We start from the raw sequence: 12,849 nt of genomic DNA, 5'->3' as shown, positions 1-12,849 counted from the left end.
GATCGGGTGAGTCGGCAGGGATATGCGCAGACCATTCACTGAGCATAAGGAACCACCATGAACTTCCGTATCGGCGCTGGGCGCTATCGTATTGAACTGGATCTTTCCCGCCACTGGATCTGGTATCGCCTGCCCTTCATTGGGCAGGGCCACTGGACCCGGCAGACGGAGTGGGCCGTGGATGGCTGGGCAGCGGTCAGGGATGAATAAGGTGGCCGGGGGCTGACACCGGGATGGCTGACAAAAGACAGGCATGAGGGGCAAAGGGGGTCGCTACGGCGGTCCCTTCTGCATTTCCGGGGGATGGGGACCGAGGCGATTACCCCCCATATATGAGAGACCCCCGAATGTCCTAATGATTACCTGATGAGATCCTTATGACTCGTCCTAAGACAATCTTCACCATGATCTATACCTTATCCTTGCCTACTACCTGTTGAGGATGTTCTAAGGAGGCTCTTCCTGATCGACCTACAGATGGTCGAGGATGAAGACCACCTTGGCCAGAGCCTCTTGGCCTTTGGTCTTCCCTGCCTGCTGGCCCACACAGCAGCGCCCCTCGGTCTTCCCCGCTGAAAGCGGCCCTTCCGAGCCGGTGTTGCTGACCATCCAGCGTATCATCAAAGACATTGGGCAAGGATGCCCACCACCATGGCAGGCCCCAAGAACAGTTCCCCCCGCCCGACCTTGGAATGTAGGCCATGGCCAGCATGCCCTCAGAGGCTCTGAAAGGCCCCCTTCAGACTCGCTGGTGGTTTAGGCTGGGTGTGTCAGGCTTGACCCCCTTGAGGCCCCACAGGACGGCCCCCAGAGTCCCCACGGGTTCGCCCGAACAGTTCCCCCTCATTCCTTTGTCATGCCGCCCAGCGCACCCGATGGCAGCTTTCCGACTGTCATTGGTGGCGGTGACAGGCCCGTGCTGGACGGCATGACCGAGGAATGACCCTCGCTTTTCTCTGTCACAAGGAAACCAAGATGACGAACATCATCGCAGCAACCATCAGCGCCCTGCCGGAAGGCGGCACCCAAGGGGCGGCCCCGCCTGCCATGCGGATTGACCTGCCGGTTAAACCCGTCCTGTTGCCCTATTGCCGAAGGCTGGTCGCAGCCGGTGTGGCCCCCGAAACGGTCCTGCACATTTACCGAGGCGGCACCCTCTGTTTCGTTCCGACCGCGTTGGGCAAGTTCGCGGGGATGGCAACGACCGAAAGCGACACCCAGTCGATCCGCCTGACCAACTACCGCCAAATGCCTGACTTCGGGCAGACGGTATCGCCACAGAGCGGCCTTGGCGCTTCTGATGGCTCAGGACACCCGGCAGGGGTCTAGGGCCGTTCTACGGCTGACACGTCACGGGCCTAAGGACCTGTCCCGAACGACGCTCACCCAAAAGCTGCCTGTGGGGCGGCCTGAACATCCCACGCCGAGATAGCGCCAATCTGAGGCGAGACCAGATTACCCACCATACTGGACAGAAGACATCGAGGCCCCCCGAGCCTGAGTCAGACAGCATTAACACGACAAGAGGAAGAACCATGAATACTGATCTACCGACCACTCACCTCGACTTGACCAATGCCGAGGAAATGACGCGCTGCTCCCAAACGAAGGTCATGTCGGGTGACCGGGCGTGCGACCTTCTCAAGAAGGCGGCCAACTATCAAGACGCGGCGACTTTGCTGCGCACACATGCCGCAGACCTCTTGCATGAGGCCGATGATGCGATTGACCCCGAGAATTTGGCGGGTGTCGATAAATACGACAAACGGGAAGTCTTGGCCGCAGCCGCTGAGTGGCGGCGATTGGCAGGAGTCATGTTGGAGGTGGAGCATGAACTTCAAGCTACTGGCGAAGTGTTCCTGACTGTCGCAGCGCACAGGCCCGCATGACCCAATGGCGAGAAATGCCGGATCCCCTGCAAGTGTTACCGCCATAGAACGGTGCTGATGTCTCTGGTGAGGCCTTTCTACGCTCGACACGTCTGCAACCGGCACTCGCGGTCAGACAATCTTCAACACACCCACAAGGAAACCAGATGAACCAAGCAAGCAGCGGCGATGCTGAACCGGCTACCGGTGAAACTCGCCTTGAAATCTACACCGATGGATCTTCTCTCGGAAATCCCGGCCCGAGCGGCTGGGGCTTTGTCGCGGTGCTGCTGGACGAAGGCGGCAACGTAGTCGAAGAGGCCGAGCGGTCGGCTTCCGGGTCCAAGATCACCACGAACAACCGGGCTGAACTGGCAGCAGCCATTGCCGCCATGGGGTATGCAAACAAGGCCCACCCCGGCACACCCGTGACCATCCTAAGCGATAGCCAATATCTGGTCAAAGGCTTCACCGAATGGCTTCCCGGCTGGAAGGCCCGAGGATGGCGGAACAGCAGCGGCAAGGCGGTCGAGAACCAAGACCTGTGGGAAAGGCTGGAAAGTGCCGCAGAGGGGCAGGACGTCTCTTGGCGGTGGGTAGAGGCCCACAGGGGCCATGCCTACAACGAACGCGCGGATGCACTGGCGAGGACAGCAGCGGAACGGGCGAGGCCTAGCGGTTTTGCCAAGCGCTCCGCAGCCTGACCCGTGATGCCACCGGGGGAGGTCTTCGGAAGCCCCAAGATGTTTCTGCAGAAAATTGTGAGAGGCCGATCATATAGATGATCTTAGCCGGGTTCCCCCCGTGGCCCCGGCTAACCCTGCTTGGTCAGGGCCTTTTGCGCCTCGTCGGTGGGCATGGGACGCAACACCACCTCTAGCGGCGCTTCCCCTGAGAGAACCAAGGCCAACCTGTCCCGAAGGTCTCGCTGGGCCAGCGTCTCGTTTATCCAGCCAGTGGGCGCGTATCCCCCCTGCGCGATCACCGCATAATCGACTTCGGCCCCTACCGCCTTTGATAGTTCGTGGAGCAGGTTTGCAACATCGGAGTGTGATTTTTGGTGGATGCTGGGGATCGCGTCCGTCACATTCCAAGACGGATCGCTGAGAGTATCCATGAGACGACTATAGGCCGTGATTACTGCTTTTTTCTTTCGGAAGTGTATAGGGATCAGATTGAGGGCCGATACGAACTGGGGATTAAGAGTATCACGCCGCCACTGCATCATGTCGCAGAAGATACCCATCTGCACCTGCTTCAAAGCGTGTCGGCGCTGGTGAAACAAAGTCACGATCACAGCCAGAATTGGGCCAAGGAATGTCGCGGCAACTACTGCCCAGTCAATCTGCATGCGGCATCTCCGCTACCGTAGAAAGTATCGCCCGTAGGCTAATGCCCAACGGAAGCATTGGCCAGCGGAAGCATTGGCCAGCGCATCGAAGACATCCAGTCGAGGACATTGTTCTTTTGGGTATACCTTAACGGGACGCGCCGACAGGACAGTTTTCACGTCCCATTAGGGTTGACTTCGCACTTATCGGACGATACCGAGAAAGGGTCTTAGACCCAAAACGGACACTTCATCATGAAGACCTACGGCTATGCCCGCGTATCGACCACCGACCAAAACCTGACTATTCAGCGTGAAGCCTTGATGGCGGCGGGCTGCGACGTGATCCGAGAAGAAAAGCGCAGCGGCACGAAGTTGGCCGGGCGCGATGAACTGGCCACTCTGCTAGACTTCCTTCGGGAAGGTGACACCTTGGTCGTAACCAGACTGGACCGCCTTGCGCGGTCGATGGATGATCTGTCCGCCATTTCGCGACAACTGCAGGACAAGGGAGTGACGCTGAGGGCCACAGAGCAACCCGTGGACACAGGCACCGCAGCAGGCAAGGCGTTCTTCCAGATGCTTGGGGTCTTTGCCGAGTTCGAGACCAACCTTCGACGTGAAAGGCAAATGGAGGGCATCGCCAAGGCCAAAGCAGCGGGCGTCTACAAGGGCCGCAAGCCTTCAATCGACGCGGAAGAGGTCAAGCGGTTGCGTGACGTGGAAGGACTGGGGCCGACCGAGATTGCCAAGCGCTTGGGGTTGGCACGATCCTCTGTCTACCGTGTCCTTGAAGCGGATTGAGAAATACGCATGGCTCTGCCCTTCGAGGTGGATAATGCCTTTTGTGGGCGGGGCTTTACCATTGGCCACACGGCTGGTACACATAACGCACAACGGCCTCTAGAAAAGTCATTCAATATCAACAAGAAGGCCGCGATTTAGTCGAGTTCAATCCTCTCTCGCAGCACCATAAAAATCCATATCATCATCAGATGTCTGCGCCATTCGCCGATCTTTGTTGCGTTGAACCGTGCCATTTCGGAAGCGAAACCGTCTGGCCTTGCGTAAACGGCTGAACGCGGTCGACGGCGCGGTCATTTCCGTCAACCTATCGCCCGACCAAGCCAAGGGCGACGGAATATCGGCATGACCCGAATGACGCATGAAAATGGCCGCTCTTTTGCAAGAGCGGCCATCTGCGTCACGCTTGTTCACTCAGCTGCGCGATACCTGCGGCGTCGCCAAAACATGCGGCGTGTTATACGCCTCCAGATCCAGCTGACCTTCGGATTTCGCGATCAGCACGGTACAGGCCGCGTCGCCTGTCACGTTCAGCGACGTGCGGGCCATGTCAAGGATACGGTCGATGCCGGCGACGATCGCGACGCCTTCCAGCGGCAGACCGACCGACGTCAGAACCAGCGACAGCATGACCAGCCCTGCCCCCGGCACACCTGCCGTCCCGATCGAGGCCAGCGTCGCGGTCATCACGATCGTGACATATTCGGACATCCCCAGATCGACGCCGAATGCCTGCGCCACGAACAGTGCGGCCACGCCCTGATACATCGCGGTGCCGTCCATGTTGATCGTCGCACCCAAGGGCAGCGTAAAGCTGGCCACTGACCGGTCCACGCCCAGGTTCTTCTGCACCGCAGTCAGCGTGACCGGCAGCGTCCCCGAGGAAGAGGTGCTGGTGAAGGACACGATCATCGGCTCTAGCGCGCCCTGGAAGAAGCGCACGGGGTTCAGACGCGCGACCAGCGTGATCAGACCGCCATAGACCAGAAGCCCGTGCAGGATGCAGCCCAGGTAAAGCGCCGCGATCACGGTGCCCAACGGCAGCAGCAGATCCAGGCCATAGGTCCCCGCGACCCAGGCGATCAGCGCAAAGACGCCATAGGGCGCGAACGAGATCACGATCTCGGTCAGTTTCAGGATCACCGAGTTCAGCGATTCAAAGAAATCGCGAACCGGCTTGCCGGCGTCGCCCACAAGGTTGATCGCAAGACCGAACATCATCGCGAAGAAGATGATCTGCAACACGTTGCCATCTGCGGCGGCCGCGATCGGGTTGGTCGGCACGATCCCGATCAGCTGGTCGATAAAGGCAGGCGCGGCCTTGGGTTCCATCGCCGAGGCTGCGGCGATGTCGACGCCGACCCCCGGTTGGAAGATCGTGCCCAGCAACAAGCCAATGGTGATCGCAAAGGCGGTGGTGCCGATATAGAACAGGACGGCCTTCAGACCGATCCGGCCCATCCGCGCCATGTCGCTGACCGAGGTCATGCCGCAAACCAGCGACACGAAGATCAGCGGCACGATCAACATCTTGATCAGCGACAGGAACAGCGTGCCGATATTCTTGATCGATGCGGCAATACCCTGATTGCCGGTCATGTTCAGCACGATCCCCACCGCGACGCCCAGAACCAGCGCGATCACGATCTGTTTCCACAAAAGCATGTTGCGCCAGCCCGCAAGGAAGCCGGATTTCCGTGTTTCTGGTTGCATCTGGGGTAATCCCTCTCATCTGTTGGTTTTGGTTGGCTTAACGGGCGCGCCGCTTGCGAAGTCAATACGTAACAGACGCGGCGTGACGCGACCGATGCAAAGACGGCAAGCGGCTTGCGATCTTTGCAATGCCCCTTGCCCAGGATCAGCCTTGCGCAAGCTGCACGCATTTGCGCGCCAACACCTGCGTCGGATCGACCGGCAAAACACCCAATTGGTCGCGGCTTTCCTTCACGATCAGCGGCAGTTCGGTGCAGCCCAGGATCACCGCCTCGGCCCCGCAAGCGACCAGATGCGCGATGGCCTGATCGATCTGCGTCTTGCACAGCCCTTCGACATGGCCCGCCTTGACCCCGCGCGGGCCATAGATCGACTCCATCACCAGTGCCTGATGGGGGGCATCGGGCAGGATGTGATCCAGCCCAGCGGTTTGCAGCGCCTGCTGATACAGGCCGCTTCGGATCGTGCCATTGGTGGCCAGAACACCGACACGGCGGATATCGGGCGCAACCAGCCGGATATGGTCGGTCGCCGCCGTCAGGATCGAAATGATCGGAATGCCCAGATGTCGCTGGATTCGGTCCAGATAGGCATGTGCGGTATTGCAGGGAATGGCGATGATGTCGGCACCTCCGCGTTCCAGCTTCTTGCAGGTCGAATACAGGGCCACGGTCGGATCGACGCCGTCCCCCACCAGATTTTCGGTCCGGTCCGGGATCTGGGGGTTCTGCTCGACCAGGACCTTGATATGGTCCTGATCGCGCCGCGCCTCGGTCACGGCGACCAGCTTGGCCATGAAATCCACGGTCGCCGCGGGCCCGACACCGCCAACGACGCCGACCTTGAAACGTCTGCGCTGCTCGGCACCGGTCACCTTCAGGGCGTGGCGCGCATAGACCTCTGCGGTGTTCAGGACCGACATCCCCTGCGGCACGGTCAACTGATCCAGCAACAGCGGAATTTCGGTCATGCCCGGCACAAAGACCTGACAGCCGCGCCCATGCAATTCATCCAGGGCATCGTTCAATGGGGGCAGGATCGAAACGCCAAGATTTCCTGCCTTCAGCCCGTTTTCCCCATAGATCGCCTGCATCACCGCCGCCTCGGCCATGTCCGAAGGGTATTCGACCCGGATATCGTCGCCGAACAGCCCGTCGAACAGGCCGGTGCGGCGCACGAACGGCGTGGTCACGACGCCGATGCGACTGGGCCGCGGGGTCAGCCGTTGAACCGCCTCGCGGATCGCCTCGGTCATGCTGATCAGCCTGATGCCCAGTTCATCCGCAAGCTCACCCAGGAAGGTGTGGGTCACGAAACAGGGCAGCAGGGCGAGGTCGCAGCCCTCGCGCTCCATATGCGACAGGGTATCAAAGACATAGAACTTGCGGTGAACCGGGCTGTAGCCGGGATCTTTCGGAGAGGTCGGTTCGCGCATCGGCCTTTGTTCGAACACCAATTCGCGGTGATCGCCCTCGCCCCTGACCGGGGTTTCCTTGACGATGCGATACAGAAGATCGGCCCCGGCCAGCGCGCCCAGTCCGCCGACAATGCCCAAACGCAACGATTGCCCCCGGCTCATCGCGGCGTCCCCTTCGCAAGCCCGCCAGCCCGGCGCCGGAACGTATCCTGCGCGCAGCCGCCCAAGACTGGACAAGCCACCGGGCAACCAACGCCGTCGGCATCGTTCTGTACAATCGTCATGTCGTTTCATTCCTGAAGCCACTTGTCCGGCCCGCGTGGCAACGCGGCTGGCCGGATTTTCGGCGCAGTTATGCATGGCGCGGCGCGGTCATCCATTTCACAGCGCACAACGGCATTGTGAATTTTGCATCGCCCGTGCGACAATCGCGACAGGATGCGCGAAAGGATCTGCGATGGAAGTTGACTGGCTGGAGGATTTTCTGGCGCTGGCTTCCGCAGGGGTGTTTTCCAGGGCCGCCGAGGCACGAAACATCAGCCCCGCCGCCTTTACCCGACGCATCAAGAATCTGGAACATTGGGCGGGGGCGCCATTGTTCAATCGCAATGTCCATCCCGTCGAACTGACCGAGGCAGGCCGGGCATTCAGGCCCACCGCCATCGAGACGATCAACGCATTGAAAATGTGCCGGCACGATCTGCGCGATCTGTCGCGGCAGGGAACCGAGGTCGTCAACTTCATCGCCCTGCACACGTTGGCGATTTCCTTCTTTCCCGGCTGGCTGACCCGGATCACCGAAAGGCTTGGCCCGCTGAAGACGCGGGTGGTTGCCGAAAACTATTCAGGCTGCGCCGAAGCGATCCTAAGCGGCAGCGCCGATTTCATGCTGTGCTATGCCCATGCCTCGGTGCGGACCATCGCAGATGCAAACCGGCATCCTTCGATCACCGTCGCGCAGGATCGGCTGATCGCCGTCAGCGCCGCCGATGCGCATGGCGAAGCGCGGCACCGTCTGGACGGCGCCCGACAGACCCCCTTTCTGTGCTATTCGCCCGACAGTTTCCTTGGGCAGATGTCCGACCTTGCCGTCAGGCGCGGCGATCTGCGCGACAGGCTGAGCCCGGTTTACGAGAACTCGGTCGCCGAGGCGCTGAAGGCCGCCTGCCTGGAAGGCCACGGCATCGCATTCCTGCCTGCGGTCGCCGTCCAGAAGGAATTGAAAGCCCGCACCCTTGTCAAGATCAGCCAGCCCGCCTTCGAGCCGCAGATCACTGTCAAACTTTACCGTTCGGCAGAGCGGGCGCGCCCCGTGCTGGAACGGATCTGGCAATCCTGCCGCACCCAGCCCGACCAGCACGCCCCCGGCGCTGCCGACCCCAACGCATCAGGGCAACATTATATGCGGAACACGAAAACTGAACTCTGATCTGCGCCGATTTTACCGGCGGGTTCAGGTGCTATCTGACGGCAAAGACTTACCCTACCCGCCGAGGCACCCATGAACGCGATCACCGACATCACCAAAGACATTCAGGCGCAGATCATCGACGCCTTCAATTTCCGCCATGCGACCAAGGTCTTTGATGCCGACAGGAAGATCGACGAGCGCACCTTCGCAACCATTCTGGAGGCGGCGCGCCTGTCGCCTACGTCGTTCGGGCATGAACCCTTCAAGATCCTGATGGTCCAGTCGCAGGAAAAGCGGGAACTGTTCCGCGAGTTTTCCTGGGGTGCGAACGGCATGATGAGCGGAACCACCGGGCAACTGGGCACCGCCAGCCATTTCGGCATCATCCTGGCCAGCACGGGCAAGACGATGACCGCAGGCTCGGATTACCTGCAGGACCATTATCGCGACGTCAAACACCTGCCCGAAGAGGTGATCGAGATTTTCAACGGCGCTTATGGCAAGTTCCAGACCAGCGATCACGGCATCACCACCGACCGCCAGATCACCGACTGGTCGGGCAAGCAGGCCTATATCGTGCTGGCCAACATGATGACCGCAGGCGCGTTGCTGGGCATCGACAGCTGCCCGATCGAAGGCTTCGACATGGAACGGACCACCCAGACATTGCAAGATCATTTCCAGATCGACGGCACCGCATGGAAACCGGCAGTGATGTTTGCCTTCGGCTATCGCGCCAAGGACCCCGAATTTCCCAAGACCCGGCGCAGTATGGACGACACGGTCAGCTGGTTCTAGGCGGCGCCACCCATCCCGCAGATCTCACGACGCCCGGCGCCCCCGCACGGCTTGCCGGGCGTCAGCCCATCCGACAGCCACAGCAGCGCGCAACGCCGCCGCCCGTTTCGATCCGAATACCTGCCCCGGGCACAGCCTGCGGCTTATCCCGCCCGGTGCCCAACCCGCCTGTCCGGCCCATGTCGCCGGTTGCAATATCGCTGATCTGTGTGTATCTGCTGCGTTGTATACAATTGTACACCCAGCTTACCGCCGGTCGATCTGCCCCGATCGTCCTTGCCCAGATCCGTATCACAGCAACCGGGAAATTCCGATGAGCCAATATGCCAGCTATCTTGAAGAAATCGATACGCGCAAATTGCAGGGGCTTAGCCCCAAGCCGATCGACGATGGCGCGCTGACCGAAGAGATCATCGCCCAGATCAAGGTTCCCGGACACGAACATCGCGCCGACTCGCTGCATTTCTTCATCTACAACACCCTGCCCGGCACGACCAGCGCGGCGGGCGTGAAGGCGGCCTTCCTCAAGGAGATCATCCTTGGCGAGGCAGAGGTTCCCGAAATCACCCCTGCCTTCGCCTTTGAACTGCTGTCGCACATGAAGGGCGGCCCGTCGGTCAAGGTGCTGCTGGATCTGGCGCTTGGCGACGACAAGGCCATCGCCGCCGAGGCGGCCGAAGTCCTGAAAACGCAGGTCTTCCTGTACGAAGCCGACACCGACCGCCTGCAAGCCGCGCACAAGGCGGGCAACGCGGTCGCAACCGAAATCCTGCACAGCTATGCCAATGCGGAATTCTTCACCAAGCTGCCCGAGGTCGAGGAAGAAATCGACGTCGTCACCTTTGTTGCCGCCGAAGGCGACATCTCGACCGACCTGCTGTCGCCGGGCAATCAGGCGCATTCCCGCGCCGACCGCGAACTGCACGGCAAATGCATGTGCGACGAGGCCGCGCAGAAGCATATTCAGGACCTGAAGCTGCAACATCCCGACAAGCGCGTCATGCTGATCGCCGAAAAGGGCACGATGGGCGTCGGTTCGTCGCGGATGTCGGGCGTGAACAACGTCGCGCTGTGGACCGGCAAGCAGGCCTCGCCCTATGTCCCCTTCGTCAATTACGCCCCCGTCGTGGCCGGCACCAACGGCATCTCGCCCATCTTCTTGACCACCGTCGGCGTGACCGGCGGCATCGGGGTCGATCTGAAGAACTGGGTCAAGAAAATGGGCGAGGACGGCAAGCCGATCCTTGGCAATGACGGCAACCCGCTGCTGGAACAGAAATATTCGGTCGCGACCGGCACGGTTCTGAAGATCAACACCAAGAAGAAGAAGCTTTACAACGAAAACGGCGAAGAGCTGGTGGACATGTCGTCCTCGTTCACGCCGCAAAAGCTGGAATTCATGAAGGCGGGCAGCTCCTACGCCATCGTCTTTGGCAAAAAGCTGCAAACCACCGCCGCCGAGATTCTGGGCATCGAGCCGCCGGTCGTCTTCGCACCCTCGAAGGAAATCAGCCATGAAGGTCAGGGCCTGACCGCCGTCGAAAAGATCTTCAACGCCAACGCCGTCGGCGTTGCCGAAGGCAAGGTGCTGCATGCCGGATCCGATGTGCGCGTGCGCGTCAACATCGTCGGCAGCCAGGACACGACCGGCCCGATGACCGCCCAGGAACTGGAATCGATGGCCGCGACGGTCCTGTCGCCGGCGGTCGATGGTGCCTATCAGTCCGGCTGTCACACCGCCTCGGTCTGGGACAAGAAGGCACAGGCGAACACGCCCAAGCTGATGGCCTTCATGAACAAGTTCGGCCTTGTCACCGGCCGCGACCCCAAGGGCGTCTATCACGCCATGACGGACGTGATCCACAAGGTGCTGAACGACATCACCGTGGATGACCGCGCCATCATCATCGGCGGCGACAGCCACACCCGGATGTCGAAAGGCGTGGCCTTCGGCGCGGATTCGGGCACTGTGGCACTGGCCCTTGCCACGGGCGAGGCGTCGATGCCGATCCCGGAAAGCGTGAAGGTCACCTTCAAGGGCGAAATGGCCGATCACATGGATTTCCGCGACGTGGTTCACGCGACACAGGCGCAGATGCTGAAACAGCATGGCGACAACGTGTTCCAGGGCCGCATCATCGAGGTCCATATCGGCACGCTGCTGGCCGACCAGGCCTTCACCTTCACCGACTGGACGGCCGAAATGAAGGCCAAGGCATCGATCTGCATTTCCAATGACGAAACGCTGATCGAAAGCCTGGAAATCGCCAAAAGCCGCATCCAGATCATGATCGACAAGGGCATGGAGCAGGAAAGCGGCATGCTGGCAAAGCTGATCGGCATCGCCGACAAGCGCATCGCCGAAATCCGCTCGGGCGAGAAGCCGGCGCTGAAACCCGACGCGAATGCCCAGTATTTCGCCGAGGTGGTGGTCGATCTGGACGCCATCGACGAACCGATGATCGCCGATCCCGACGTCAACAACGCCGATGTGTCCAAGCGCTATACCCATGATACGATCCGCCCGATTTCCTACTACATGGCGGAAAAGAAGGTCGATCTGGGCTTTGTCGGGTCGTGCATGGTCCACAAGGGCGACATCAAGATCGTCGCCCAGATGCTGCGCAATCTGGAAAAGACCGCCGGCAAGGTCGAATTCAAGGCCCCGCTGGTGGTCGCCGCGCCGACCTACAACATCATCGACGAGTTGAAGGAAGAAGGCGACTGGGAGATTCTGCAGAAATATTCCGGCTTCGAATTCGATGACTTCAACCTGAAGACCACCGCCCGGACGGAATACGAGAACATCCTGTATCTGGAACGTCCCGGCTGCAACCTGTGCATGGGCAACCAGGAAAAGGCCGCGAACGGGGACACCGTTCTTGCGACCTCGACCCGTCTGTTCCAGGGCCGCGTCGTGGCGGATACCGAAACCAAGAAGGGTGAATCGCTTCTGGCATCAACCCCGGTCGTGGTCCTGTCCGCGATCCTGGGCCGCACCCCCACCCTGCCTGAATACAAAGAGGCCGTCACGGGCATCGACCTGACCAAGTTCGCGCCGCCGAAACAGGCACCGCTGGACACGCTGTCGGTTCACTTCTGAAAATGTGACATGCAATTCAAACGGCCCGCCCTCTGGCGGGCCGTTTTCTAAATAGTGGGGGTAATCTCCCCCGATCTTAAGGGGATGCGGAAGTAGAATTTTCTCGGCAGGATGAACGAGGAGATTCCGATGAAGAAGACACGATTCACCGAGGCCCGGATCATGGGCGTGCTGCGGCAGATGGAGGGCGGTGTGCCCGCCGCCGAGCTGTGCCGCGAGCACGGGATGAGCAGCGCCACGCTGTACAAGTGGCGGGCGAAGTATGGCGGCATGGACGCCAGCCTCATCAGCGAGATGAAGGCGATGGCCGAGGAGAACCGGCGGCTGAAGCGCATGTACGCCGACGTCAGCATGCAGAACGACCTGCTGAAGGAGGCGCTCGGAAAAAAATGATCCGGCCAGCTC

The 12,849-nt window shown here is 60.5% G+C and carries 13 protein-coding genes and 1 pseudogene; 9 read left to right on the top strand and 5 right to left on the bottom strand.

Annotated features, from left to right (window positions below; translation table 11 throughout):
• Window positions 1–57 precede the first annotated feature (57 nt).
• Window positions 58–210, top strand: coding sequence for a hypothetical protein (locus BMX67_RS19520; RefSeq protein ID WP_175479815.1), 153 nt, complete (start codon window positions 58–60; stop codon window positions 208–210).
• A 261-nt stretch (window positions 211–471) separates the two neighbouring features.
• Here BMX67_RS19520 and BMX67_RS19515 read toward each other — a convergent pair whose 3' ends face one another.
• Complete coding sequence (locus BMX67_RS19515; RefSeq protein WP_175479814.1) at window positions 472–609, bottom strand: hypothetical protein; 138 nt, start codon at window positions 607–609, stop codon at window positions 472–474.
• A 366-nt stretch (window positions 610–975) separates the two neighbouring features.
• On the opposite strand from BMX67_RS19515, the gene BMX67_RS04670 reads away from it, so the two are divergent.
• From BMX67_RS04670 to BMX67_RS04660, 3 genes are all read left to right on the top strand, one after another.
• Window positions 976–1,329: a hypothetical protein gene (locus BMX67_RS04670; protein ID WP_139206448.1), complete on the top strand. Its 354-nt coding sequence runs from the start codon at window positions 976–978 to the stop codon at window positions 1,327–1,329.
• Window positions 1,330–1,535: 206 nt separating this feature from the next.
• Complete coding sequence (locus BMX67_RS04665) at window positions 1,536–1,889, top strand: hypothetical protein (RefSeq protein ID WP_090732925.1); 354 nt, start codon at window positions 1,536–1,538, stop codon at window positions 1,887–1,889.
• A gap of 146 nt (window positions 1,890–2,035) precedes the next feature.
• Window positions 2,036–2,572 carry a ribonuclease H family protein gene (locus BMX67_RS04660; RefSeq protein ID WP_090732923.1) on the top strand — a complete coding sequence of 179 codons (537 nt, stop codon included), beginning with the start codon at window positions 2,036–2,038 and terminating at the stop codon, window positions 2,570–2,572.
• A 110-nt stretch (window positions 2,573–2,682) separates the two neighbouring features.
• Here BMX67_RS04660 and BMX67_RS04655 read toward each other — a convergent pair whose 3' ends face one another.
• The gene (locus BMX67_RS04655) at window positions 2,683–3,219 is read right to left on the bottom strand and encodes a DUF6680 family protein (RefSeq protein ID WP_090732922.1); all 537 of its coding nucleotides are present in this window, start codon (window positions 3,217–3,219) and stop codon (window positions 2,683–2,685) included.
• A gap of 234 nt (window positions 3,220–3,453) precedes the next feature.
• Here BMX67_RS04655 and BMX67_RS04650 point away from each other — a divergent pair, with 234 nt between their 5' ends.
• Window positions 3,454–4,002 (top strand): recombinase family protein, encoded by a 549-nt coding sequence (locus BMX67_RS04650; RefSeq protein WP_090732921.1) that lies wholly within the window; start codon window positions 3,454–3,456, stop codon window positions 4,000–4,002.
• A gap of 147 nt (window positions 4,003–4,149) precedes the next feature.
• Here BMX67_RS04650 and BMX67_RS19310 read toward each other — a convergent pair whose 3' ends face one another.
• From BMX67_RS19310 to cuyB, 3 genes are all read right to left on the bottom strand, one after another.
• Window positions 4,150–4,416, bottom strand: a complete 267-nt coding sequence (locus tag BMX67_RS19310; protein WP_175479813.1) for a hypothetical protein — start codon at window positions 4,414–4,416, stop codon at window positions 4,150–4,152.
• A complete protein-coding gene (locus BMX67_RS04645; RefSeq protein WP_090732919.1) occupies window positions 4,417–5,715 on the bottom strand; it encodes a dicarboxylate/amino acid:cation symporter in 1,299 nt (432 codons plus the stop codon).
• 145 nt (window positions 5,716–5,860) lie between these two features.
• Window positions 5,861–7,294 carry a cysteate racemase gene (gene cuyB, locus BMX67_RS04640; protein WP_175479812.1) on the bottom strand — a complete coding sequence of 478 codons (1,434 nt, stop codon included), beginning with the start codon at window positions 7,292–7,294 and terminating at the stop codon, window positions 5,861–5,863.
• Between the two features lie 295 nt (window positions 7,295–7,589).
• On the opposite strand from cuyB, the gene BMX67_RS19305 reads away from it, so the two are divergent.
• The 4 genes and pseudogenes from BMX67_RS19305 to BMX67_RS04615 all read left to right on the top strand — a co-directional run.
• Entirely contained in the window at window positions 7,590–8,561 is a 972-nt protein-coding gene (locus BMX67_RS19305; protein WP_175479811.1) for a LysR substrate-binding domain-containing protein, read from the top strand.
• A 72-nt stretch (window positions 8,562–8,633) separates the two neighbouring features.
• Window positions 8,634–9,341, top strand: a complete 708-nt coding sequence (locus BMX67_RS04625) for an NAD(P)H-dependent oxidoreductase (protein ID WP_090732915.1) — start codon at window positions 8,634–8,636, stop codon at window positions 9,339–9,341.
• Between the two features lie 313 nt (window positions 9,342–9,654).
• A complete protein-coding gene (locus BMX67_RS04620; protein WP_090732914.1) occupies window positions 9,655–12,444 on the top strand; it encodes a bifunctional aconitate hydratase 2/2-methylisocitrate dehydratase in 2,790 nt (929 codons plus the stop codon).
• Between the two features lie 129 nt (window positions 12,445–12,573).
• Window positions 12,574–12,834: pseudogene (locus tag BMX67_RS04615) on the top strand (transposase); the annotation flags it as partial.
• Between the last annotated feature and the right edge of the window lie 15 nt (window positions 12,835–12,849).

The organism is Paracoccus homiensis (assembly GCF_900111675.1).
Lineage (GTDB): Bacteria > Pseudomonadota > Alphaproteobacteria > Rhodobacterales > Rhodobacteraceae > Paracoccus > Paracoccus homiensis.
The sequence above is the reverse complement of the archived record's forward strand: the minus strand, read 5'-3'. Positions and strand labels throughout refer to the sequence as shown.